The 22,930-nt window shown below is 38.7% G+C and carries 26 protein-coding genes, 2 tRNA genes and 1 pseudogene; 16 read left to right on the forward strand and 13 right to left on the reverse strand.

The window, feature by feature from the left end:
- The first annotated feature begins 36 nt into the window (after positions 1–36).
- The 4 genes from BW716_RS11015 to BW716_RS11030 all read left to right on the forward strand — a co-directional run bounded on the left by BW716_RS11015 (position 37) and on the right by BW716_RS11030 (position 3,235).
- A tRNA-Pro gene (locus BW716_RS11015) sits at positions 37–111 on the forward strand.
- A 266-nt stretch (positions 112–377) separates the two neighbouring features.
- A complete protein-coding gene (locus tag BW716_RS11020; RefSeq protein ID WP_083722595.1) occupies positions 378–1,487 on the forward strand; it encodes an AAA family ATPase in 1,110 nt (369 codons plus the stop codon).
- Positions 1,484–2,134 (forward strand): DUF4276 family protein, encoded by a 651-nt coding sequence (locus BW716_RS11025; protein WP_083722596.1) that lies wholly within the window; start codon positions 1,484–1,486, stop codon positions 2,132–2,134. Before BW716_RS11020 ends, BW716_RS11025 begins: the two co-directional genes overlap by 4 nt.
- Before the next feature lie 1,026 nt (positions 2,135–3,160).
- Positions 3,161–3,235 (forward strand) — tRNA-Pro (locus BW716_RS11030).
- A gap of 371 nt (positions 3,236–3,606) precedes the next feature.
- Here the strand turns inward: BW716_RS11030 and BW716_RS11035 are convergent.
- The 3 genes from BW716_RS11035 to BW716_RS11045 all read right to left on the reverse strand — a co-directional run bounded on the left by BW716_RS11035 (position 3,607) and on the right by BW716_RS11045 (position 4,994).
- A complete protein-coding gene (locus BW716_RS11035) occupies positions 3,607–4,086 on the reverse strand; it encodes a hypothetical protein (protein ID WP_083722597.1) in 480 nt (159 codons plus the stop codon).
- Between the two features lie 6 nt (positions 4,087–4,092).
- On the reverse strand, positions 4,093–4,407 hold the full coding sequence (locus tag BW716_RS11040) for a hypothetical protein (protein WP_083722598.1): 315 nt from the start codon (positions 4,405–4,407) through the stop codon (positions 4,093–4,095).
- Between the two features lie 158 nt (positions 4,408–4,565).
- Positions 4,566–4,994, reverse strand: a complete 429-nt coding sequence (locus BW716_RS11045; protein ID WP_179091084.1) for a hypothetical protein — start codon at positions 4,992–4,994, stop codon at positions 4,566–4,568.
- Between the two features lie 145 nt (positions 4,995–5,139).
- On the opposite strand from BW716_RS11045, the gene BW716_RS11050 reads away from it, so the two are divergent.
- Complete coding sequence (locus BW716_RS11050; RefSeq protein WP_179091085.1) at positions 5,140–6,528, forward strand: T9SS type A sorting domain-containing protein; 1,389 nt, start codon at positions 5,140–5,142, stop codon at positions 6,526–6,528.
- 280 nt (positions 6,529–6,808) lie between these two features.
- Here BW716_RS11050 and BW716_RS11055 read toward each other — a convergent pair whose 3' ends face one another.
- A complete protein-coding gene (locus BW716_RS11055; RefSeq protein ID WP_083722601.1) occupies positions 6,809–7,606 on the reverse strand; it encodes an SDR family oxidoreductase in 798 nt (265 codons plus the stop codon).
- A gap of 152 nt (positions 7,607–7,758) precedes the next feature.
- Here BW716_RS11055 and BW716_RS11060 point away from each other — a divergent pair, with 152 nt between their 5' ends.
- A complete protein-coding gene (locus BW716_RS11060; RefSeq protein ID WP_083722602.1) occupies positions 7,759–8,133 on the forward strand; it encodes a helix-turn-helix domain-containing protein in 375 nt (124 codons plus the stop codon).
- A 74-nt stretch (positions 8,134–8,207) separates the two neighbouring features.
- Here BW716_RS11060 and BW716_RS11065 read toward each other — a convergent pair whose 3' ends face one another.
- Entirely contained in the window at positions 8,208–8,906 is a 699-nt protein-coding gene (locus tag BW716_RS11065; RefSeq protein ID WP_083722674.1) for a LytTR family DNA-binding domain-containing protein, read from the reverse strand.
- A gap of 10 nt (positions 8,907–8,916) precedes the next feature.
- The gene (locus tag BW716_RS11070) at positions 8,917–9,999 is read right to left on the reverse strand and encodes a sensor histidine kinase (RefSeq protein ID WP_083722603.1); all 1,083 of its coding nucleotides are present in this window, start codon (positions 9,997–9,999) and stop codon (positions 8,917–8,919) included.
- A gap of 263 nt (positions 10,000–10,262) precedes the next feature.
- Between BW716_RS11070 and BW716_RS11075 the strand changes: the two genes are divergently transcribed.
- The gene (locus BW716_RS11075; RefSeq protein ID WP_083722604.1) at positions 10,263–11,459 is read left to right on the forward strand and encodes a serine hydrolase; all 1,197 of its coding nucleotides are present in this window, start codon (positions 10,263–10,265) and stop codon (positions 11,457–11,459) included.
- A gap of 299 nt (positions 11,460–11,758) precedes the next feature.
- Complete coding sequence (locus tag BW716_RS11080; protein WP_083722605.1) at positions 11,759–12,529, forward strand: alpha/beta hydrolase; 771 nt, start codon at positions 11,759–11,761, stop codon at positions 12,527–12,529.
- Between the two features lie 189 nt (positions 12,530–12,718).
- Here the strand turns inward: BW716_RS11080 and BW716_RS11085 are convergent, their stop codons facing one another.
- Complete coding sequence (locus BW716_RS11085) at positions 12,719–13,522, reverse strand: DUF5984 family protein (protein ID WP_083722606.1); 804 nt, start codon at positions 13,520–13,522, stop codon at positions 12,719–12,721.
- A gap of 574 nt (positions 13,523–14,096) precedes the next feature.
- Positions 14,097–14,408, reverse strand: coding sequence for a hypothetical protein (locus BW716_RS11090; RefSeq protein ID WP_083722616.1), 312 nt, complete (start codon positions 14,406–14,408; stop codon positions 14,097–14,099).
- Positions 14,409–14,557: 149 nt separating this feature from the next.
- Between BW716_RS11090 and BW716_RS38440 the strand changes: the two genes are divergently transcribed.
- Complete coding sequence (locus BW716_RS38440) at positions 14,558–14,692, forward strand: hypothetical protein (protein ID WP_255373866.1); 135 nt, start codon at positions 14,558–14,560, stop codon at positions 14,690–14,692.
- Positions 14,693–15,012: 320 nt separating this feature from the next.
- Positions 15,013–15,732: a hypothetical protein gene (locus BW716_RS11095; RefSeq protein ID WP_083722617.1), complete on the forward strand. Its 720-nt coding sequence runs from the start codon at positions 15,013–15,015 to the stop codon at positions 15,730–15,732.
- 61 nt (positions 15,733–15,793) lie between these two features.
- On the opposite strand, the gene BW716_RS36725 is transcribed toward BW716_RS11095, so the two are convergent.
- From BW716_RS36725 to BW716_RS11110, 4 genes are all read right to left on the reverse strand, one after another.
- Complete coding sequence (locus tag BW716_RS36725; protein ID WP_179091086.1) at positions 15,794–15,961, reverse strand: alpha/beta fold hydrolase; 168 nt, start codon at positions 15,959–15,961, stop codon at positions 15,794–15,796.
- A 108-nt stretch (positions 15,962–16,069) separates the two neighbouring features.
- Positions 16,070–16,474, reverse strand: a complete 405-nt coding sequence (locus tag BW716_RS11100; protein ID WP_083722619.1) for a hypothetical protein — start codon at positions 16,472–16,474, stop codon at positions 16,070–16,072.
- Between the two features lie 3 nt (positions 16,475–16,477).
- Complete coding sequence (locus BW716_RS11105) at positions 16,478–17,599, reverse strand: hypothetical protein (protein ID WP_083722620.1); 1,122 nt, start codon at positions 17,597–17,599, stop codon at positions 16,478–16,480.
- 129 nt (positions 17,600–17,728) lie between these two features.
- A complete protein-coding gene (locus BW716_RS11110; protein ID WP_083722621.1) occupies positions 17,729–18,283 on the reverse strand; it encodes an NIF family HAD-type phosphatase in 555 nt (184 codons plus the stop codon).
- A gap of 235 nt (positions 18,284–18,518) precedes the next feature.
- On the opposite strand from BW716_RS11110, the pseudogene BW716_RS38970 reads away from it, so the two are divergent.
- Positions 18,519–19,675 (forward strand): annotated as a pseudogene (locus BW716_RS38970) (glycoside hydrolase family 31 protein); the annotation flags it as partial.
- Positions 19,676–19,681: 6 nt separating this feature from the next.
- A complete protein-coding gene (locus BW716_RS38975) occupies positions 19,682–19,957 on the forward strand; it encodes a hypothetical protein (RefSeq protein ID WP_368677466.1) in 276 nt (91 codons plus the stop codon).
- A 196-nt stretch (positions 19,958–20,153) separates the two neighbouring features.
- Here BW716_RS38975 and BW716_RS11120 read toward each other — a convergent pair whose 3' ends face one another.
- Positions 20,154–20,852 (reverse strand): nitroreductase family protein, encoded by a 699-nt coding sequence (locus tag BW716_RS11120; protein ID WP_083722622.1) that lies wholly within the window; start codon positions 20,850–20,852, stop codon positions 20,154–20,156.
- 157 nt (positions 20,853–21,009) lie between these two features.
- Between BW716_RS11120 and BW716_RS11125 the strand changes: the two genes are divergently transcribed.
- From BW716_RS11125 to BW716_RS11140, 4 genes are all read left to right on the forward strand, one after another.
- Positions 21,010–21,360, forward strand: coding sequence for a helix-turn-helix domain-containing protein (locus BW716_RS11125; RefSeq protein WP_235643604.1), 351 nt, complete (start codon positions 21,010–21,012; stop codon positions 21,358–21,360).
- A 212-nt stretch (positions 21,361–21,572) separates the two neighbouring features.
- Positions 21,573–21,929, forward strand: coding sequence for a VOC family protein (locus tag BW716_RS11130; protein ID WP_083722624.1), 357 nt, complete (start codon positions 21,573–21,575; stop codon positions 21,927–21,929).
- 109 nt (positions 21,930–22,038) lie between these two features.
- Entirely contained in the window at positions 22,039–22,593 is a 555-nt protein-coding gene (locus tag BW716_RS11135) for a hypothetical protein (RefSeq protein ID WP_083722625.1), read from the forward strand.
- A gap of 143 nt (positions 22,594–22,736) precedes the next feature.
- On the forward strand, positions 22,737–22,919 hold the full coding sequence (locus BW716_RS11140; protein WP_083722626.1) for a hypothetical protein: 183 nt from the start codon (positions 22,737–22,739) through the stop codon (positions 22,917–22,919).
- The last annotated feature ends 11 nt before the right edge of the window (positions 22,920–22,930 follow it).

Raw genomic sequence — 22,930 nt, forward strand, 5'->3', positions numbered from 1 at the left:
GAAGAATGGTAGTGAGGAAAGGGAAAAAAGGGATCACGGGGCGTAGCGTAGTCCGGTTATCGCGCCTGCTTTGGGAGCAGGAGGTCGCAAGTTCGAATCTTGCCGCCCCGACAAAATACCGGAAAAAGGAGATCAGGAAACTGATCTCCTTTTTGTTTTTGGTATATTTGGTTTGTTTGTACTTTGCAATTGCGTTTGTCTAAACGCCTAATTTAGGCGAGGTGTATAATCTCCATCTTCAATATCTTGTAAGAATCATTGTTTCTTATAAATAGAAAAATAAAATAAGGATATCATTCATGAAATGAGTTCTTGAGCCCTATTGTAGTTTAATATTAACTAAACAATTAAGTGTTAAAAGTTAAAAATATAAATAAATGATAGATTATATAAAGATTGAGGGATTCAAGTCTTTTAGAAATCTTGAAATAAAACTAGCACCAATAAATATCCTTATTGGCAGTAATGGAAGTGGGAAAAGTAATCTGTTATCATTTTTTCAATTATTCCGTGCAATTTTTAGTCAGAAGCTCCAAAAATTTGTTTTGGAAGAAAAGACCGATAATATTCTCCATTTTGGTCGCAAGCATACGACTAAGATGTATGCTAAAACTATTTTTAAGAATAAAGATGGTAATAATAATGCATATTTTTTTGAGTTAGGTCAGGATAGACAAGGTGGTTTATTTATTCGTACAGAGGGTTCTGGCTATAATGTTGGTTACGAAGATGATTCTAATAATTACTTTCATGAATCAAATTTAGAAGAAAGTAAAGTCGCAATTTCTTCAAGTTTCCGCGATAAATATTTACGTGATTATATTAGAACGTTGAAGACTTTTCATTTTCATGATACTTCATCTACATCTGCACTTCGTAGAGAATGTGACATAGATGACAATAAAGCACTTAGAAGTGATGGAGGAAACCTACCTGCATACCTATTTGCACTTCAGAAAAATCATCCTAAAATTTTCCTAAGAATAGAAAAGGCAATTCAATCTGTCGCTCCTTATATTGATCGTTTGATTTTAGAACCTCGGGAGTTATCGGAGGGGCGATCTGAAATTTCTTTGCGATGGGCAGATAATGGCGATTCTGAATCAAGTTTCTCTGCATATCAATTATCAGATGGAACTTTGCGCTTTATTGCATTGTCAACATTACTAATGCAACCTGATCCACCTGCCGTAATTATTATAGATGAACCTGAATTGGGATTACATCCATTCGCAATAGGAAAACTTGCGAGTATGATTCAGGCAGCATCAAGCCAAATACAGATTTTAGCAGCAACACAATCTGCAAGTCTTATCGATTTTTTCAAGCCAGAGGATATATTGGTAGTTGATAGAAGTAAAGACCGGAGCGATACAATTATTCGAAGATTGGATAATGATAAGTTAGCAACATGGCTTGAAGAGTATAGCTTAGGTGATCTTTGGGAAAAAAATATTATAAACTCTGCACAACCATTTCAGAAATGAAGAAACTTATCATTATCTGCGAGGGGCAAACAGAGCAGATGTTTTGTGAATATATTTTGAAACCTTATTTGTTTTATAAGAATATTGAAGTTGAAAATCCATTAATTATTCATACAGGAGGAGGTATTGTACCCTGGCGAATTCTCAAGTTGCAGATTGAGAATCATTATATCAGTGATAACAATGCTTTTATAACAACTTTTATCGATTACTATGGCTTACCTCAAGGTGACCATAATTATCCAGATTGGGTATTAGCTCATTATGAAGCGAATAAATCTGATACTATGGCTATTCTTGAAGCAGGTATGAAAAATAGTTTTACGCAGTCAATCGCCACACAATTTATACCATATATTCAATTACATGAATTTGAAGCTTTAGTTCTATCTGATATTAACGCGTTTAATAGTTACTATGAGCCAAGAGAATACAATTCTATAGATTTGGCTACTCTATGTGCACTTGATCCTGAATCTGTTAATGATGGCGTATTAACAGCTCCGTCTAAACGCTTAAAGAAGATTATCAGAGGCTATGACAAAGTAAATGATGGATATGAACTAGCCAAACTCGCAGGGTTGACGATAATAAGAAATAGATGCCCCAGATTTAATAACTGGCTTAATCAATTAGAAAATTTGTAGTGAACTATTTGTCAATTATTCGAGTGGATTCCGGAGCAAAAACAGAATTTACAGCCAGGCATAAAAAGAGGACGGATGATTGACTTTTTAGAACTGAGAGATATGTCGTCCGATGACCTCAAACATTTATTTTGTCTATTACGGTGATACTGGGCCAGCCCAAACGGAGGATGATCGAAACGAACCCGAATGGTACTAAAATCTATCGGTAATTCTCTGGTAGAGGAATAGAATATAACACTTATCTTCTTACCTGTCTTCGATCTCAGACATAAAACCATCGGAGAGACTGTAAAATTTCCTGTGTTAATGGCCTATGGTAGTGAATTATCTCAATAGACCCAAAAACCGGGGAAGGCGCTGCTGCCGCGCCATTCCCCCTTCCCCATCCCGGCAGGGTTTCAAACAATGGGGAAGGAGTTTACACAAAATATTTTACACTCCCCACATCGGACCCGCATTTCCTACCTATTAAGGATCCGTAGAACTTGTGGTCGTGGTACTCGTAGAAACATTTACTTTTGAGGGATTTATCAAACGATCAAGTCTCGTCTTGTTCCTGAATAAAGGTTATTTCTGTTTGAGAAGTAGTCGTTACAGAGGTTCGGTCTTACCAATGGCCGTCGGTACGTATGTTCTCTTCAGAGACATGTTCGGGGGGATACGTTAATTGTATTTTCAAAAAACCAGTTCAGGGGAGTCTAATTTATAGGGATAGCGGTAATTGCGCTGGAAAATAATAGAGTTGTAAAATCCCTGCATGCTTAATGTCTGATAGGTACTGTGATAAAGCCAATATGGATGTGATATTTGGGGAGGGCAGCTGTTTTGGGGCGCTAATCCCCGAAGCTGATCAAAATCAGGATAAATACAAGGAGAGGGTTATAGGAGGATAAAACCCGGGATATGTGTTGTCTTAAATGACCATTTTAGGTGGTCAGGTACATTTTTTTGAAAAAAAGTTTAGCAACTTGAAAAAAGGTTATTATTTTTGCACTCCCAACTACGAAAAATAGTGAGTGGAAACGGGGCGTAGCGTAGTCCGGTTATCGCGCCTGCTTTGGGAGCAGGAGGTCGCAAGTTCGAATCTTGCCGCCCCGACATATTTAATATCAAAGGATATCAGGAGGCACGTAGAACGGAGGTTTTACGTGCCTTTTGTGTTTTTGGGGTGTGGTTTAGGTGAATCTGTATGGATATTCGTGAGTTAAAAAAGTGAATCGTTTTGTGAATTATATTCGTGATTCACTGTATGCCACGCAAATGATTGCCCCTTAATTTATTACGTCGAATTAATCGGAGTTATTGATATCAATTCTTTTTTCGTGGCTTTTGAGTGAGCATTTGGTGTAATTGGTTTTTAACTCGTAAAAATGATTTTAATGGAAAGAAAAGATTCCTTTGAGTGATGATTTTATGCAGTGAATAGATGACGGGCACTAGTATAAAATCTGATGATGAAATATTCTATTTTAATGCTTCACTTTCACAGCAGGGGCCTCAGGTGGTGTTTCACCAACCCGCGCCATTCTCTTCTTCTCATCTTCCTCCAGGTACTTCCTGTTAAAAAATTTCACTTTCGCTATTTTCCTGTCAATCGATTTCTCAAACATCACATCTGCCTGGTAATAGGATTTATAATTTTCATTCACCATTATATAGGATGACCGATAGATAACCCCTTTCTCCGGATTTACCTGCATGATTAATAGCTTTGTTCCCATAGGAATGCTATCCATTTCTTTTACTGCTTTGTTAATGGCATCCATCTGCTTCTTATCAGGTTTAGTAAGCAAAAGAGCGGCTTCCTCAATTTTATGTCTTTCAAGCAGGGCAAGAAATTGATTCGCAATCTGCTTCTGTTCAGGGTTAGGAGTAGTTTGTGCAGCGGTTTTTATACTACATATAACACATAATATAAGCAGCAGCAATGTGTGTTGATATCTTTTCATGATGAACTAAAAATAGTTTAATTTAATGATGGTATCCGGAATTGTTACCCCGAATTTCATGTACTCCCGTTGTCTTATCAAAATTTGACTATTACTGGTATCTCCTACCTGGTAAACCACGGTGAGTGGTACATTTTTCAAACTTTCGACCATAGACTCATGCATCGTATCATAAAATTTATCATTTTCATAGTCCTTCCCATTGACTGAAAAACTAAAAACAATATACCCTCCCCGGCTCCTGCTTGCATGTTCAAATCCTTTGATAAACCCTGTAGCGGTATCATGATTTGCTCTTAACTTTTCATTTTTTACAGACATATGCTCAGAATTTAGTATAAATGCCAGCACACTGCCAAGGACTATTATTAAAATAATAATATCTCTTAGCCGGTTGTTAAACTCTCTTTTTTCCCGAACTGATTTCAATGTAAATGTTTGAAAACCGGTAAATAATTTATTTACCGGTCGTTTATAAATTAATGTGCCGGATCAGGAGTAGCTGTTGCGTTCTCCGTATTATTGACAATATTATTTAATTCCATATTGACTATAAAAGTGGCCGTTCCAACTCCTACATTTGTAAAAGTTGTAATCCCCCCTTTCTTCAGTCCCATATTTACCATATCTCTCAAAGAAGCTCTTCCTGTAAACTGAAGATTATTTAATCCTTTACCCATGCCATAGCCGGTTAGACCAAAGGCAGTCGTTTCCAATCCAAAGTTAAACAATGATTTACCAGTTTTGTAATCTCCGAAGTTGAGTCCTACATATCCATCCCCCAATCTATAGTCATAAGCACTTCCAATGGCAGCTCCGGCAATTGGAGAGGCACCACTTGCAAATGCACAGGTAGCAGGTATATTAAAGGATGTTGGTTCAGATACTGTGATGATAGAACATTGCATCGTAAGTCAGATTGCCGTTAATGCTGATAGTGGCGCTGTGTCCGGCCTGATGCTTAAACATGGGAATTATCAAAACATTTTTTGCCGGAATGATACTGTCAGCTATTTATATTCAAATGTAAATATACACGGTATCTATTCTTTAATGATGAACAGTGGAGGTGCATTTACTGCCAATAATACCATTGAGGATAACCAGGTATATGGACTATATAATAATGGCACTATAAAGGGATCTGTAAGGGGCATCTTTTCTGAAAATGAGATTGGGGCTGGGTCATCGTTAAGTACCTATCTTAATAATACTATCAGACGAAATACTATTTATGATTTATATACTACAAGTACTAATGCAGCTACTATTGTAACTGGCATAGAGAATACCAATCTTTATTATCAATATTTGTATGTGGACTCTAATAGTATTCATTCTCTGCATAACCCTGCTGCTTATTCAGGTACACAGTATTCTCCTGCTGTGCAGGGAATCAGTGCAAGAGGTCCCAAAAACTCACCTGTCCGCATTCGGGGAAATACCATTTATGACCTAGAGAACACTGCGACTCCTGTGGCATACGTGTCGGGTATTACCTGTTTGCATAACGGTAATACGAATGTTTTACAGGTGCTTAAAAACAGAATATATGATCTGAGAACACCCCTGGCAACGTCAGGTATCGTTAGCGGGGTGTTGTTAAACGGCTCATCTGGTGCAGGTTCTTTTACCGTTCAGAATAATATGATTAGTTTGTCTCCGACTAAGACGGAGGTCTATGGCATTAATTTGTTGCAAATCTCTACCGCTGTTTCATCTTATTATAATAGCATTTCGATTGGGGGTACTGTGGCCGGTAGTAACATTTCTGCTGCGTTCAGGAAATCAAGATTTACGGGTACCATTGTTACTTCTGTCAATAATATCTATTACAATACCAGGACAGGCGGCACCGGAAAACATTATGCCCTGGTGAATGAAAGGCCTGTTCCTGCACAGGAATGGATATTATCTGACTATAATGATTTGTATAGTGTAAATCCGGCAACTGTGGGATTATGGTATAATAAACCACTCAGTTTTGCTGTATTTAAAGATAGCAGTAATATGGATATACATTCGATATCTGTGCCTGTATCTTTTGTAGATACGACAACTGCCGACCTGCATTTATTGACAGGAGACAGTGCATTAGTTGCGGGAACTTCTTCCACATCGGTTACAGATGATTATGATGGTGATGAGAGACATGCGATTCCTACTATCGGCGCAGATGAACTGGAGGTGATGATGGCATTGCTGAAGGATGAAGGTAAAGAAACAGTTGTTATATATCCGAATCCCACACATGATTATCTAACGGTGAATATAGCCGACAATGCTTTATTGAGTGTTTATGACACGCAGGGAAAGAAGATTTTGGATAAGAAGGCAGTTTCGAAAACGGTGGTAAATGTACAAAAATTGGTACCTGGTATATATTTACTGATGATAAGGTCTTCATCAGGAATATCGGCGAAGTGGTTTATAAAGCAATAAACTTATTGGAAACGAATGTGCACACTAACTACCCGTTTATATGTATCTAATGGAAAAACCTGATGGTAATTATCCCCCCAATATCATCAGTGCCGGAGATGACGCAGGATGTAGCTTTTAATAATAGTAAAATAAGACTGGTAGCTAAGTTTAGCCACTGGTCTTATTTGCAAATAATTTCCCTTACTATCTTTTCCCTGATTAATTAATGAGCCTTGTGTAACTCAGTTTACAATGATAACGAATAGTAACTCGTTGGATCAGGTTGAAAACAACACCATCATTTCACCACCGGAAAATTCCCTCCATCAATAATTAAATTCGCTCCGCTGATATAAGAAGCCGCAGGTGAAACAAGGAAGTAGATCAGCTCCGCCGTTTCCTCCGGCGCTGCCATTCTTCCCATTGGTACACCCCCTAACCTTTCAAAAAGTTTCCCCGTCATTTCCTCCACACTGATGTTGCTTTGTTTTGCATAATCTTCCAAAAAGGAAGTCATCGCCTCCGTTTTATTTAAACCGGGAGATACAGTTACTACCCTTACCCCTTTACCAGCTACCTCTGTTGCCAATGTTTTACTATAAGTATTCAATGCAGACTTTGCAACACTATAAGCCATCGTCGACTCCCATATTGGAAACTGGCTGCTGGTAGAGGATATGTGAATGATCACACCACTCTTTTGCGCCAGCATTGTAGGTAACAAAGCCCGGTCCAGCCGAACGGAAGCAAGCAAATTTACCTGCAGGGCCTGGTCCCAATGTTCATCCGTCAAGGTACTAAAGCCCCCACCCGGATACACGTTTGCCCCCATGTTATTGATGATGATATCTATCCGCCCAAATTGTTGATTAATAATATCTGCTACTTTGCTGACCTCTTCAGCCCGCGATAGGTCTGCCGCTATAAATGTATATGTTACATCGGGATCTTCCGGTTGGTTACGGGCTGTGACGATAACAGTTGCACCTGCCTGCTCTAGTCTTTTAACCACCGCTTTTCCAATTCCTTTTGTGCCGCCGGTTACCAGTGCTATTTTACCCGCTAATACCGCATCTATTGTTGGTTTACTTTTCATGCTATTTTTTTTTAATTCCCTTATCGTTAGCTTTGATTTAAATTAGTTCCATAAAGTAACTAAAACGGTTGCTTCTATTCATTCTCACAACATGAATAGGTGGTAACGCTCATGTAACTAAAAGGCCAAAAGTGGTAACATTCATGTAACCAATGAAGAAATTTAAAGAACATACATCAACCTGCCCGATCGTTCACACGATGACCTATATTGGCGGAAAGTGGAAGCCAATTATTCTGGGCCGGCTGGTAAATGGTGCTGTTCGTTTTGGAAAGCTGGCAGTACAAATACCAGATATATCGCGCAAGATATTGACTGAACAACTCAAGGAATTAGAGAATGACGGATTAATTTTGAGGCATAGCTATAACGAAAAACCACCGCGTGTCGAATATGAGCTAAGCGAGATCGGCAAAACAGTTATTCCAGTTTTAATGGCTATGACAGAATTAGGTGGGCAAATGCATGATGCTATTACCAAATATAAGAATAGTATTAAAATGCATCAAAAGTCGATCCAGGCTTAAACCAATGTACGGTGTGGGCTAGATCTTAATGCCATTCAAATTGATGTGCCGTTTTCCTGCATACAGGATATGTATTACGCCAACATTTTTGATACATATTCTTTATAGCTCGCCCCAATAGGTATTTCAGTTCCGCCAACCTCGATATCGTTCGCGGTAAAAGCAGTAATTTTATTTATGTTCACCAGAAAGGAACGGTGAATACGAAGGAAGGGTTTACCTGTCAATTCCTTTTCAAAATCCCCAAATTTATATTTGGCTGTAATTTTTTTATCTGCAAAATGAATGACTATATAATCCTTTATACTTTCCACATAAATAATCTCATCGATCTGGATTCTATGGATCTTACCTTTAGACCGGATATGCATAACCAGGTCCTTGTCTCCCATTACTGGTGCTGGTTGCTGCACGGGGGATTTTATTCTTAAAAAGCGGTCAATCGCCTTGATGAACCTTTCGAAGGTGATAGGCTTCAATAGATAATCTACCAGATCCAGCTCATACCCTTCAACTGCATATTCACGGTACGCAGTCGTAATTATTACGGCAGGAGGATGCTGCAAAGCTCTGAGGAATGAAAGTCCGGTAATCTTTGGCATCTTTATATCGAGAAACAGCAGGTCGATGGCGGTCGACCTTAATACCTCCATAGCCTGCACTGCATTAGAACAGGTGCCCACTACTTCAAAACCATCCAGCTGCGAAATATGGTTCTGGATTAATTGTATGGCCAATGGCTCGTCATCAACTACAAGACACTTTATTTTCATACGGTCATTTTTATTGTACTTCATTACCATTGAGATGAATACCCAATAAAACTACGTAAATATTATCATCCGTATTTACCTGTAGTTGATACCTGTCTCCATAAAGTAAATCAAGCTGTTTCCGGATATTAATCAGCCCGATCCTATCTGTTTTATTTTCGCCAGGCTCCGGTAAAAAGCCATTGGAAACCCTGAAATAAAAATTTCCTCCCTGTAAACTAAGATCTATGTCAATAACAGGTTCTCCTATATTTTCTCCTGCTCCATGCTTAAAGGAGTTTTCTACAAGTGATAACAACACCAGGGGTACGACCATTGCATCTTCATCTATTGAATACTTAAAATTTACCTGAAGACGGTCATTATACCTTAATTTTTCAAGGTCAATATAGTTATTGATAAGCCTGATCTCTTCACTTATGGGAACATACTTCTTATTACATTTATACAATACGTGGTCAAGTATTTCTGAAAGGCCGGCAATAGATTTCGAAGTGACCGGAGAATTTATCAGGGACAGGGAGTAAATATTATTCAATGTATTGAATAGGAAATGCGGATTGAGTTGAGCTTTTAACACATTTAATTCAGACTGTACCTTTTCCTTTTCCAAAGCCAGGCTGCGCTGCTGCACAATGTATTGATCCTTGATCAATTTCATCAGGGCAAATACCCACGCTGCGGAAAAGGTCTGTGCGAAATAATGTACAAACAACTTAGGAAAATCCGTCATGATATCCCAAAGCGACTCCTGCCCAAAAGGCGGTACCCTGATTAGCGGCTCTAGCAAATAAACCACCGTGGCCCTGGAAGCAACACATATAATATAACTGCCCGCCAGAAAAAAAATCAGTATCGATAAATAACTCCTACCACCAATGAATGCAGGTATAATCAGATACGCTACAAAATAGGAAGACAGGATCATAAAAGACATGTAATAAACATGCCTGTAAAAGATATGCTCAGGCTCTTTATATTCAACCAAATCATACCTGTTGAGAAATATGATGGTAACCGCCGTCCAGAATAGCAAATGGCTCAGGACGCGGTGTGCAGAATTAAACTTTACAATCCTTTCTATTAATGCCATGACAAACAAATGTTAATATACGACTGTTAGACTGTTTGATACCCTCCTGTCGATGAACCGGATGTTTTAGATGTTAATCACTTCAAAAATGCATATATAAACTGAATAACATCCGAAAATGTCTGTTTGTCATCTCATAACATTCCTACATCTACGCTATCATTTCTGTATTGGTTAGATATTTATCTTAAATAACCAATACCACTGCAATTGAGAAATGTATCATTTGAGCGGGATAAATATAATAGACAAAAAAACAAAAAATGAACACAGGGAAAACATTGATTGCATTAGTTCTTTTTTATATCCCAGCGCTGTTCACGCAGCAGGCTGCAGGACAGCAAAATGTAAAAGCAAGAGAACTGGATAGCATCATTATTAGCAACATGGATCAGTCTGGCATGGTGGGCGTTGGTGCTGCTGTAATCGTGAATAAGCAAGTGGTTTGGATGAAAGGCTACGGATATGCTGACCAGGAGAAGAAAATCCCCTTTACGCCAAATACAATCATGAACATCGCATCTATCTCGAAAACGTTTACCGGTGTATGTGTAATGAAAGCGCAGGAAGAAGGTAAATTATCCCTTGATGAGGATATCAACACCTATTTACCTTTCAAGGTCATCAACCCCAATTTTCCTGATGAAAAAATCACACTGAGACACCTGGGAACACATACCTCCGGCATTACTGATAGGGAGCCCATCTACAGCAATGCCTATCATTATGGAGGAGATAGTCCTGAGTCCCTGGGCGATTTCTTAAAAAACTATTTTGATCCGAAAGGTAAATATTATTCCAGCGGGAATTTTTTAAACCAAGGACCGGGAACCTATTGGGAATATTCAAATATTGCTACTGCATTGGCGGGGTATATTGTAGAACAGGTAACGGGAGAACCATTAAATGAATATAGTAAGAATCATATTTTTAAACCATTAGGGATGATGAATACCGGGTGGTTTCAAACAGAAATTGATCTGTCAAAATATTCCACGCATTATGACAAACAAGGCGACTCTTTAAAAGTGATTCCATTTTACGGACTTCCTACTTATCCAGATGGTGGGGTGCGCACCTCAGTATCCGAATTGTCACAATATTTTATTGCACTATTAAATGGTGGCGTATATAACGGCCATTACCTGCTTAAGCAGTCAACTATAGAGCGGATGCAAAAATTGCAGTTTACAGCCATCAATAAACCTGAAAATATTAATCCACTGACCAAGAATGAGGGCCTATTCTGGACTACGAAAGATGGGGGCACGAAGATAGGTTATGGTGGAACAGATCCGGGCGTGAAGACAGAAATGCTGTCAGATCTTTCCCGGGAAGTAGCGGTGATTCTTTTTACCAATACTTCTCTCAACACGAAGGATCTGCTGAAATATTATTTTAAAGGAATTTTTGACGAACTTTTTAAATATGGATATTTCGTCAGAGACAATAAAATATAGTTTGCATTATTCGACTTTTGAAACGTTTACTAAATTGCGTTGCAGAAGAAAGGCATGCTAACATAAAAGTTAGTCTATTGATGAATGTTCATCACCGGGGGCGGCTAAGTGTTGATCTATGGTTGTATAGGTTCCAATCCTGATATGGGCGTCTAAGAGTGGGCCTGTTTGCGATAAAATAAATTTTAACTGGTTTGATCGCTCCTGGAATGGGGGCTATCTGAGAAATGGTATTATACTTGCCATAGGAAATACTTTTCAGCGGGTTCTCCTGTTATCGCAAACTATTATGTTAAAAAATGGCTATTAAGCAAGAAGTGAAGAAGTCTATGACGCAAAGTGTGAAAGTGATTTTGGGGATTTTATGTATGTTCAGCAGCCTCCTGGCTGGGGCTCAACCTCCGGAGGATACAGCAAAAAGCGAACAAAAAACTGTTTATCTGTTTAGTGGTATAGGAGCAGACTCTAGTATATTTATGAACCTGAAACTTCCAGGATATCACATCGTCTACATAAACTGGATTCCTGCGTTGCCTACTGAATCAATCAGGCAATATGCAGGTAGGATAAAGAGCCAGATCACCGTTGAAAATCCGGATCTTATCGGACTTTCTTTTGGAGGTATCGTAGCTGTGGAAGTTTCAAAACAGATAAAGATTGATAAAATGGTGTTGATCTCTTCAGTCAAAACAAAGTATGAATTGAACAGGTTTCAGTACTTTTTCATGAAATTGGGATTATATCGAATCATTCCCGGTCCATTAATAAAACGTGCTAATTTTCTCTCCTATCGGTATTTTGGTGCCCAGTCCCCAAATGATAAAAAGACATTAACGAATTTATTGGCGCAAACAGATGTGTCTTTTTTCCGTTGGGCACTGAAAAGCATTGCTTATTGGGATAATAAAGTACCCCCGGAGAGAACTATTCAAATACACGGTACTGCCGATAGAGTAATAACCGGCAGGCTTGTGCATCCTGACTATCGCATTAAGGGTGGAGGGCATCTCATGGTTGTTAATAAAGCAGATACCATTAGTAAAATTATCACGAATTACCTGGATGAATAATACGCTCTCCATCCCGACTACAAGCTTTATGCACGTACATGCCCGTTCATGATCGTGCACATAAGAACCATGATATGGCTGCAGATACTGTGTTTTTAGATTGCTTTTTTATCCCTACAGGGGATTAAGATCAACATGTAATCAATTATTTGACAACTGTTTGTTATTCTATTCTCGTAAATAGCTTCTTTAACTAAACATTTTCGTTATCAGAGAATTCATTAAATCCCAATCTGTGTGTTTAGTAGGCTCGCTTTTTAACACTGCCAACTTCTTTTGAAATTCATCCTTTCTTTCCTGCTGTTCTTGTATTAACCGCTCTTTATTAATATGTGTAGTGCCCCAATCTTTTTCTACTGCTATCTGAACCTGCATATCCATTGCCTGAAAGAAGCGATTGCCAAAATCTTCTATCTCACTGACGAAAACTTCGTATTCCATTTCAACTTCTCCGTTTTGAGCCGTCCATACAGGAATATTATTCTCTGTTTGATGGTCTGCTTTCCAGACAATGGAAATATTATTCCTGTTTCTGAAAAAACTAATACCCGGTCCGCTTGTTAAGTGCATAGCGGTAAGTGTTCTGCTGTATATCCATTCGATCGTCTTATCGTAGCGATCGTAATAGGTATCTATATCAATTGAAGGGTCTTCCGACAATTTATCTAACCATTTTTGGACTGCGCCATAAAACCTGTATAAATGATCGTTATTCCTGGCAATCGCATAAAAGGCATCAGGAATAGGTTCAGCAATAGATTCAAATATGCTTGTCCAATCTTCGATCAATCGAACTATTTGGTACTCTACATAGTGAGAGGCATTCACATCGCCTGCCAATACTTCATTTGTATATTCGTAAAGAGTGGCTTTATTTAAATCAAGCCAATATTCACCATCCGTGAGTCCAAACCAATGCATGCTTGTATCTGGAGCATCGCCCCATGGAAAGATGTTGTCCGGATGTCTGAGTTTGAAATTAATGAGCGCCATAGATAATTAAAGAATAAAAGTATAGGCAAGGTAGTATAAAAAGTGATAAAGGGTATATTGTAGTATCAAAGAGTAGTATAATGGCCTTTGCGGAGAGATTGGATGAAGCTGGTATTGCATAAATAAAGAAGCCGCCTCCATTTATTTAGAGACAGCTTCCTCACAAATCCTATAAAAAACGCCAGCGTTTCAGTACAAGTTTTTCAGCCAGCTTATTTTCTCCAGCTACCAATCCAAATTGCTCTTTGTATGCAACCTTCCCGCTCATATCAGTAATAGTTAAGGGTTGTTGTTTATTCTCCTTACTGTTAATTTATGTCAGGACCAGCAGAATCTGGTTAATGAAATTATGTAGTAAAAGTGGTAGCGTTATGAGAGGATTTACTGTATTTAAAAAACAGGTAAAAATACCTGGTAACGGAGGCATTGTTTCTCTTTAGACAATAGCAACAACCGTATTTAAAGGATGTTTTTGATGGCGATCATTAAATGAATAAGTATTATTCTTGATTGAGCTTTTTTTGTTTTGGTATTATTGCTGAGGCAGCAGGGATGATTTTTTTTGCACGGTTATCTATAGTTTTTCTTCAGCGTATTCTCTAAAGGTCTGAAGAAGGATTTTTCTCAGCTCCTCATCAGACTTACCTTTATTTTGCTTCTGGATATGCCAGAGCCAGGAACGGCTTTTATTAACATTATTCTTTTCCTGAAACCATGGATCAATACCTGGAAATATGTTGGGATTAGAGGCCAGATTAATACCCGACAAATACCCCTCAATATACATTGCCATTGTTTGAAAATTTGGTGATACGCCCATTACCATGGATGGCCTGCTCTCTAAAAGGGCAATGAGTTGTAAAACATCTGATCTGATATCCTTCATTCAATATTTCATTTTACGGTTATTAGGGATGTTATTTTGGGTATATCATCTACAATGCATTGTCCCAATTATCACTACGTACACGTTTCTCACTATTCAATTACTTTTGTTTAAGTACCCGCTGAAAATCATTTCCTTATGGAATCACCTTGCCAAAAGTAGGCAGGTATATCCTGCTGTTGAAGCCGGAAGACAATACCATTGTATTGTTGTCTTTGTCTTACATCGCATTGATTGAAGAAATGAATCCACCACCTGACAGGGGATTTGTGACCGGTAAGTGAGAAACAATAAAGCCCGTTGGAAGATTTTGTGATTCTATTTTTTAGAATTCTACCTGTGTTTTTTACGGGTGTCCAGTGTACAGCTAGCATAGGGGGAAGATACAATTTTCTTATAAAAATTGTCAAATTGGTAGAGAGTTATTGGCCAGATTGACTGGTAAAACCTTGCTTCAATTTAATGAGAATGGATGGAGGGGTGGGCTCATGCACAACACTACCTTCTGCCTGGTTCAAAATAGTGATGGAATCAATATAAATTTGTGATAGCATTTTTGTTTTTATAAGGTTACATTTGAGATAATAATAATTAATTCAATTGAATGGCAAATTGGGCATTTGAAATAGATTATGCTAATAATTTCATAGTTGGATTAACAGAAGTCCTTGTAGATAAAGGCTTTAGGATATGGTGTCTCTTCAATGACGGTCAACCCCTGTATCTATTTAGTTCTGATTATTTAATGACTACGCCAGATGAAAAGGTGAATGTACAAGCCCGTCAGTTAGTGCGGTTTATAGATGGATTGTCCTATCTGCTTTTTGAAAATAAGGAGAATGTGGATAAGGTCACCCTGACAACGGTGATTGATATGAATACATTGGGCACTGTAAATCTTCAACGGGTTAATAATATTCCTACAACCCTTAGTATTGATTTTTCTGTTTATAAACCAATGATAGAAGATGAAGAAAACCCAATGGCGCATCTTCTTAAATTAGTACCTTCTGAGGTTTTTATAAGAGATTTATTATTGGTGCTTAGTCATGGAATGGATTTTAATCGGATGCATCAGGCATTTGATCTTGTCAAATCAAAATTAGATGGGTTAGATTTCCCATTAGCAACATTGGTTCGTTTTTTAAAAACTGCCAGACGGGAGGATATTGAAAATCCAATGCCATTGAAGGAAGCACAGGAATTAATTTCAGATATAATTTTTGCAGTATTAGAAAAATATTATCGAATACATTTGAAGCATTGTGTGGTAAAAGATAGAAATACTGAGTGGGATGATATGTACGATAGCTTATATGATTGACAAATTTTTTTTGGCGGTAAGATCTTTTTAAAAAGAAGGGTAGTAGCGATACTACCCTTTTCTATTCCGGTAATTCTTTCAGGAAATTATAAATATCCTCCCCTATTTGCTGCACATGCGTCTCCCATGCAAAATGTCCGGTATTATAAAACTTTACTCTTGCATTTGGATTATCGCGATTGTACGACTCTGCTCCCGGTGGCAGAAAATAAGGGTCTTCATTCCCCATACAGCGAACTTCACGCAAGGTGCAAATACAGGGAGTATAAGAGAGATTGAGGGAGCATCTCTATGTAAAGGGCAGGCTATCAGTAAAAAAAAATCTAATTATGAAATCTTAATTTTCATTAGTTTGTTTATAAAGCCAACCCCGGCCCATGGCATAATTTTTTAATTTCTTTGCTTTCTTCTCAATTTGATTAATTGAAAGTGGTTCAAAGTCGATAAAAGAATGGCCATCAAAAGGAATGTTATTCTCTTCACAGTTGAGAACTTCATTATTGCACTCCTGAACCGTAACAGCTACTACTCCATGAGATTTATAACCCTTGTCAATATTTGTGAAATGAGTGTGAGATTCCTGTGGAGAATACTTCTCGCCATTGTAAACGGAAAGTTTATTATTATCTTTCGGCGTAGGTTTAAATACCTGATAGGTTATGCTGAATACCTGAGATGATATTTTGTCTGCCTGTATAAAAGATGGATGAACCTGTCTTAATAACAATGTATCCTTTTGCATGTACTAAGCGTTAAAAATTCCTGTAAGATTTTGGTTAAGCAATTGCGAATCACTCTCATTCGTTAAATCTAATGTAGCCTCATTAACGTCATCACTGCTGTGATGGAGTGATTGATAAAACCCGGTTTTCTCGGTTAGGTCAATATTTAGACTTATATCATAAGCTTCAGAAGACCATTCTGCCTGAATCCCACCTAATGGAGTTGGATATAGATGAGGAAGAGGTAATGCCGGGTTGTAATTATTCTCAAACAATTCCACGAACCAGTTTAAATCTTCCCTGTTCATTGCTATGCCTTCACCATTTAACCAGCCAGCTTCAAGATTAGCAAGTTCTTCAAGCCTGGAAGGAACATCTAAAGGATCAAGAAGAGATATATGATCAATGGATTCAAAGCTTACCAGTTTATCATTTTTATCAAAATGACCAAGTCCTGAAATTAGAACCCGGGTTTTTGATTCATAGCTATTAAATGCTTCAAGTATTGTAGGGACATGCACTCCCTGAAGTTTGGCCAATATTCTTTGACCACCGTATGTCATAATGGTAAATGTTTTTTTGCTTTTATCGGCTTCGGGAATAGTGCCCCGAATCATCGTTTCAATAGTCACTTCATAAATGTTGGAAGAAGCCAGTACCAATCTTTTTCGGGTGGTTTTGTTAAGCTGTGCCTGTAAATTGGAACCGGGACTAAAATCAATAGTTTCATCATCCCGAAGTCTTTTGCCTATCCGATTAAAATAAACCAATAGATTATCCGGAATATATTTGGTCACTTCTTCTTCTTTGCTGGCAGCGTCAATTGATCTTAAAATATTATCTTTTGCCTTTTTGAAGTATTCCTCATTATAATCAGGAAATAATCCCTGGGATGAAGTGACAAGCATGATTTTAGGGACTGCGCTACCATTTTCTATAGAAGATAATTTTAACGCTACTCCATTGGTAAATCCTCTCGGCACACGTTTTCTATCTGAATTTTCATTCAGGTAGATCCATTTGGCGACCTCAATAATCAATTCTTCCAGAGCCGCAAAGTCTTCCAGTAAGTCTAACGGAATTGTATGGTCGTCAAAACGTTTACCAGTTAAACGTGGTGTTAGAAATTCATTGCTATAAACCATGTTTTTTTACACATCCTTGTTGGATTATATGAAGATACAAAGAGTTTTTGAGTGTAACAAGTTGTTGGTAATTAGTTGATTGTATGATTGTTCGTATGATTGGGAATGTGTTAAGATGAATGTTTGAATTCAACAATTCAACATTCTATTCCTCCACCCTCTCTTTTCCACAGCGCGTATATTACTCACCTCCTTCAATGTTAAAAGATAATCATGCAAATATCTCAACTCTTCATCCTCCCTATTCCCCTCAAATGGTTCTATATACACCGCATTCCCATAATTACTCCTTGCCTTCTCCGGCGAGTCATCCACAATAATTATCTGTTCTAATTTAAAGCCCTTATTCTTCACTTTCTCCAACTTCTTTTCGAAGTAATAATTATCCAAGGTATAATCCCGTTTTATCGTACACCTGCTTCTCCCCCATACAATGAACCATTCAATTGCATCAGGCGTGATCGTTTTCACAATCTCTTCCACATATTCATCAGATGCAGAACTCCATACGCCTAATGTAAAATGTTGGGATATATTTAAAAGAAACTGCTCAAGCCCGGGACGTCTATACACATGATATAAATCAAACTGGAAATCAGGGGGTACAGCCAATGGCGAAGAAGTAGCATGTATCAATGTTTCGTCAAGATCAAGTACTAGCAGCTTGTCTGATTTGTCTGGCATAGGTTGTGCATTTACCAAATATACTTTAAAATTCACACAACCGGTTGCGTAACCACACTCTCCTTAAATAACCCTATTTTAGAAAAGTAAAACGACCAAAATCATGCCCTGGGGAAAAGTATTATCAACTATTCTAATTGTTGCTATCTGCAAGTGCTCGTATGCACAAACTAAGACTATATAAATAAAAAATGGCGAACGCTGGTATGGTGGCGCTGTGACCGAAGGTCAGCAAATGCCGGTTAAAGACGGGTATACATTTAACCTGTTTGCTAATACGGGTGGTAACCAGGCAGCTCCTTTGTTATTATCTACCGGTGGAAGATACATTTGGAGTGATGGCCCATTTACCTTTACTGTGAAAGGTGATGTGTTGGAAATCACAAATGCTGCAGCACCTGTGGAGCTGGACTCTATAGGGCATAATTTAAAAGAAGCTTTTGCGAATGCTGCTAAGAAACATTTTCCTGCAAAAGGGAAATTGCCTGACACCCTGTTATTGTCCAGACCTCAGTATAACACATGGATTGAACTGGTGTACAATCAAAACCAGGCTGACATTCTTGCATATGCAAAGGCGATTATCGAGAATGGTTTTCCAGCTGGTGTGTTGATGATTGATGATAACTGGGGTGACTATTATGGTCGATTCGATTTCAGAAAGGATAGATTTGAAAATGCTACTGCGATGATCGATAGCCTGCACAAAATGGTTTTAAGGTGATGTTGTGGATAAGTCCTTTTATTTCTCCTGATACAGAAGTGTTCAGAGAGTTGCAAAGTAAAAAGCTGTTACTGAATAAGAAGGCTGATACCACGGCTATCCTGGCATGGTGGAATGGGTATAGTGCCGTGTTGGATTTTAAGAATCCGGCAGCGAAGGAATGGTTTAAGGGAAGACTGGATTATATGGTGCATACCTATCACCTGGATGGATTTAAGTTTGATGCAGGGGATGCTGATTTTTATCCTGCTGATGCTGTTTCTTATGAGAAGGCGATACCTAATGATCATAGTCAGTTGTGGGGCGAGATTGGATTGGGATATGCTTTGAATGAATACCGTGCTATGTGGAAGATGGCGGGAGAGCCATTGGTGCAGCGATTAAGAGATAAGCAACATACATGGGTGGATCTGCAGAAACTGATTCCGCATATTACGCTTGCGGGGTTGTTGGGATATAATTTTACTTGTCCGGATATGATTGGCGGAGGTGAATATGGATCTTTTATAGGAAGAGATAAATTGGATGAGGAGTTGGTAGTGCGTTCGGCGCAATGTTCTGCTTTGATGCCGATGATGCAGTTTTCGGTGGCGCCATGGAGGGTGTTGAGTCAGGAGCATTTAGCAATTGTGAAGAAGACGGTGGAGATCAGGGAGAAATATACGCCTTATATCATGCAATTGGCGAAGGCATCAGCATTCAATGGGGAGCCTATTGTGAGGAGTATGGAGTATGAGTTTCCCGGGCAGGGGCTTGCGGAAGTGAAGGGGGAGTTTATGTTGGGAGATAAGTATTTGGTGGCGCCTGTGATGGCGAAGGATGGAAAGCAGTCTGTTGTGTTGCCGAAGGGGAAATGGAGGAGTGATAAAGGGGAGGTGTTTAAGGGGCCTAAGACGATTGAGCAGGTGGTGGCGTTGGATAGGTTGCCGGTGTATGAGTTGATTAAATAAGGAGGTGATGAATGGATCTTTTAATGGCGGTTTGGAGAGGTAATTGAATTGGAGTTGTGTACAAATTGGTTAAATAAAATGAAGTTGTATCATAAATAAAATAAAACCTCTGAGAATCGAATAAATATAAACCTGGCTCCATCAGGTATCTGAATAAAAAGCGCGTGTATCTTTCTTTTGATACACGCGCTTTTCATTACTTCTTTATAATCGTATTCAGATCCAATCCTGCCGCAGTCTCTGCCAATTCTGCCACATCAGCAATCGTCATTTCAGTAATAAACGCTTCTTTAGGAGTGCGCACTTTTTTCATATTCACCAACCAGTCATTCTCTGTTTCCCTATATCCCAGCGGCAATATCACCGTACTCTTATACCCGCTTCCCTTTAAATTCAACAACTCATCCAGTTTCTCTGGAATGAACCCTTCCATAGGCGTAGCATCCACCTTCTGCTCCGCAGCTGCAGCAATCGCCATTGCAAAAGAGATATAACTTTGTTTTGCCGCATGATGAGCCTGCCACTCCTGTCCTTTCGTCTCATATAGGTTTAAAATCACGCTCTTATAATCATCCATCGTGTCATGTGGTAAACCACGCTCATCCATCATAGCGTTGAATACGCCGGTGATCCGTTCATCACTATACCCATCCCATGCGATCCAGACCAGTAAATGTGAACAATCTATTATCTGGGTTTGATTGTAAGCGATACCTTGTATCTTTTTTAGCAAAGCCTTGTCGGAAATGACGATCATTTTATACTGCTGTAAACCGGAAGAAGAAGGCGCCAAACGGGCAGCTTCTAAGATATAATCTAATTTTTCCTGAGGTACCTTTGTGCCATCCATCTTTTTAGTGGCATAGCGCCACTGTAAATCTTCAAGTAAACTCATGTGATTCCAATTTTTAACAAAAGTAAATTCACTTGACGTAAATAAGTAACTTTAGGGGGCCCGATGGTGGTGACATACGGGTAACCTTAGTGACAAAAAAGTAACCAACTTGTATATGGAAAATGAAAACTTAGATAATCCAACATTCACTGAATGTATGAGAAAGGTCCGGGCAATTGATGATACCCTTCATATCCTGAGTGGTAAATGGACGCTTGTGTTGATTTCACATCTTTGTTATAGACCTATGCGGTATTCAGAGTTGTTGAAGGATTTGAATGGGATAGCGGGGAAGGTGTTGAGCAGGGAGTTGAAAGATCTGGAGATAAATGGACTTATTATCAGAGAGGTGTCGGAGAGTCAGCCGCTGACGGTGACTTATAAGATCTCACAATATGGAAAGAGTTTGAAGGAGTTGACAGATGGATTGGCGGATTGGGGATTGCAGCATAGAGAGCGGATTTTTAATGCGGCGAAGTTTGAAAAGCCGATGAGTGTTACCAGATGATATCAGGTACTTCTGCTTTCGGTAAATCTTATTGCCAGGCACCTGTTCCTGTGAATGAATGATTATAACAATTAATTGTTGACCATATTATCGAAATTGTAGTCGAATTCATCGGTAGTGAGTTGTGTGGCGATTGTTGGTAGCGGAACTCGTTCATTAGAAATAATGGGTTATATTGTAGACCAGTTCCTAAAAATGTAAATGTTAGCATTATGAGTCTCACCGCCGTATTACCCAAAATATTTTATGCAGATATCCAGCAGGCACTGGATTTTTTTATTGATGGACTTGGATTTAAATTAGGCTACCATGATGAGGTGTTGTATATCGTGAGTCGGGACAATGCGACCTTTCAATTGATGGTAGAACCTGAGCTGGCTACTAAAGATAGCAGACCTGAAATCAGAATAGCTACTGATGATATTGAGGCGATTTATGCTGATATTAAGTCAAGACGACCTTCTATTTTACATCCGAATCTGAACTATATCAAACAACAACCCTGGGGATTGAAAGAGTTTGCCGTGTTGGATCCTACCACAGTATGTATTGTTTTTCAGCAGTCTTAATTTTCATAACTCTATACTTGTAGCATGTCAAATTCTCATTGGGAAGTATTTCTTCAGGAAGTATATTCTTGTGTTTAAAAGAACTAATTTTCCGGCATAATTGATCTAAATGAAAAACCAGTTTTTTACAATGGCAGTTGGTCTGTCCATTCTTTCTTTCACTGCATGCCAGCAGTCCCAAAATGCACAAAGTGCACAAAATGACACAACCCAACAGGCACAGGATACCACTGCTGCCGTAGCTGAACCTGTAGCTGCCGATACGAGCAGTGCTTCTGTACTCGAAACTGTAATGTCTGTACCTGAGAAGGTAAAGGCAGGCAAACCTATTCTGCTGAAATTTACTGTAAACAATCCTTCTGACAAGGAGCAGGAATTTTGTAAATGGCATACGCCGTTTGAAAAAAGGTTTATGAATTCTTTCTTTGAAGTGACTGATAGCAAAGGCGAGGCGGTACAGTACAAAGGGGTGATGGCGAAGAGAGTGACGCCACCGCCGGTAGATGCTTATATTAAAGTAGCTGCAAAAGGAAGTGTGTCTGCTGAGATTGATTTGCTGACAGGGTACAATATCACCCATCCGGGTACTTACAAGGTAGTGTATCAGGGAGAAGGTGTGAGTGGGTTGACGAAGGTGAATGAAGTGACGGTGGTTGTTGAGTAATTAAATGCATTTGAAAATCCCCATAGCAGTAATGCTATGGGGATTTTTTGTTGTATTGGTTTCCTGTTGTTATTATATTGATAATCAGATTATTATGAAATTATTTTGTTTGGTTTTTTAAGCGAAAATCCTAACTTTATATCATGAACACACAAGATATCCAACGTTTGAAAAGTTTGGCAGAAGAAAAACTGCAAAAGGGGATAACCAAAGAAGAAGCATTGCTTTCATTACAGCGTGCTGGCCATCTTGATAAGGATGGAAATTTTACGAAACACTATCAACATTTGGCAAGGGCAATAGCTGCCGTCGCCGCAAAAGTCTAATCATTTTTACC

The sequence above is a fragment of the [Flexibacter] sp. ATCC 35208 genome (assembly GCF_001975825.1).
GTDB lineage: Bacteria > Bacteroidota > Bacteroidia > Chitinophagales > Chitinophagaceae > Chitinophaga.

Excerpts from the sequence above, each read along its gene's own strand:
- BW716_RS11060 (WP_083722602.1), top strand. The coding sequence starts at position 7,759 with ATGAAGAAATTTAAAGAACATACATCAACCTGCCCGATCGTTCACACG.
- BW716_RS11100 (WP_083722619.1), bottom strand. The coding sequence starts at position 16,474 with ATGCAAAAGGATACATTGTTATTAAGACAGGTTCATCCATCTTTTATA.
- BW716_RS11035 (WP_083722597.1), bottom strand. The coding sequence starts at position 4,086 with ATGAAAAGATATCAACACACATTGCTGCTGCTTATATTATGTGTTATA.
- BW716_RS38975 (WP_368677466.1), top strand. The coding sequence starts at position 19,682 with ATGCAATTGGCGAAGGCATCAGCATTCAATGGGGAGCCTATTGTGAGG.
- BW716_RS11075 (WP_083722604.1), top strand. The coding sequence starts at position 10,263 with ATGAACACAGGGAAAACATTGATTGCATTAGTTCTTTTTTATATCCCA.
- BW716_RS11120 (WP_083722622.1), bottom strand. The coding sequence starts at position 20,852 with ATGAGTTTACTTGAAGATTTACAGTGGCGCTATGCCACTAAAAAGATG.
- BW716_RS11055 (WP_083722601.1), bottom strand. The coding sequence starts at position 7,606 with ATGAAAAGTAAACCAACAATAGATGCGGTATTAGCGGGTAAAATAGCA.
- BW716_RS11110 (WP_083722621.1), bottom strand. The coding sequence starts at position 18,283 with ATGCCAGACAAATCAGACAAGCTGCTAGTACTTGATCTTGACGAAACA.
- BW716_RS11105 (WP_083722620.1), bottom strand. The coding sequence starts at position 17,599 with ATGGTTTATAGCAATGAATTTCTAACACCACGTTTAACTGGTAAACGT.
- BW716_RS11130 (WP_083722624.1), top strand. The coding sequence starts at position 21,573 with ATGAGTCTCACCGCCGTATTACCCAAAATATTTTATGCAGATATCCAG.
- BW716_RS11095 (WP_083722617.1), top strand. The coding sequence starts at position 15,013 with ATGGCAAATTGGGCATTTGAAATAGATTATGCTAATAATTTCATAGTT.
- BW716_RS11065 (WP_083722674.1), bottom strand. The coding sequence starts at position 8,906 with ATGAAAATAAAGTGTCTTGTAGTTGATGACGAGCCATTGGCCATACAA.
- BW716_RS11020 (WP_083722595.1), top strand. The coding sequence starts at position 378 with ATGATAGATTATATAAAGATTGAGGGATTCAAGTCTTTTAGAAATCTT.
- BW716_RS11080 (WP_083722605.1), top strand. The coding sequence starts at position 11,759 with ATGGCTATTAAGCAAGAAGTGAAGAAGTCTATGACGCAAAGTGTGAAA.
- BW716_RS11090 (WP_083722616.1), bottom strand. The coding sequence starts at position 14,408 with ATGAAGGATATCAGATCAGATGTTTTACAACTCATTGCCCTTTTAGAG.
- BW716_RS11040 (WP_083722598.1), bottom strand. The coding sequence starts at position 4,407 with ATGTCTGTAAAAAATGAAAAGTTAAGAGCAAATCATGATACCGCTACA.
- BW716_RS11085 (WP_083722606.1), bottom strand. The coding sequence starts at position 13,522 with ATGGCGCTCATTAATTTCAAACTCAGACATCCGGACAACATCTTTCCA.
- BW716_RS36725 (WP_179091086.1), bottom strand. The coding sequence starts at position 15,961 with ATGGGGAATGAAGACCCTTATTTTCTGCCACCGGGAGCAGAGTCGTAC.
- BW716_RS11140 (WP_083722626.1), top strand. The coding sequence starts at position 22,737 with ATGAACACACAAGATATCCAACGTTTGAAAAGTTTGGCAGAAGAAAAA.
- BW716_RS11135 (WP_083722625.1), top strand. The coding sequence starts at position 22,039 with ATGAAAAACCAGTTTTTTACAATGGCAGTTGGTCTGTCCATTCTTTCT.
- BW716_RS11045 (WP_179091084.1), bottom strand. The coding sequence starts at position 4,994 with ATGCAATGTTCTATCATCACAGTATCTGAACCAACATCCTTTAATATA.
- BW716_RS11050 (WP_179091085.1), top strand. The coding sequence starts at position 5,140 with ATGATGAACAGTGGAGGTGCATTTACTGCCAATAATACCATTGAGGAT.
- BW716_RS11070 (WP_083722603.1), bottom strand. The coding sequence starts at position 9,999 with ATGGCATTAATAGAAAGGATTGTAAAGTTTAATTCTGCACACCGCGTC.
- BW716_RS11025 (WP_083722596.1), top strand. The coding sequence starts at position 1,484 with ATGAAGAAACTTATCATTATCTGCGAGGGGCAAACAGAGCAGATGTTT.
- BW716_RS11125 (WP_235643604.1), top strand. The coding sequence starts at position 21,010 with ATGAGAAAGGTCCGGGCAATTGATGATACCCTTCATATCCTGAGTGGT.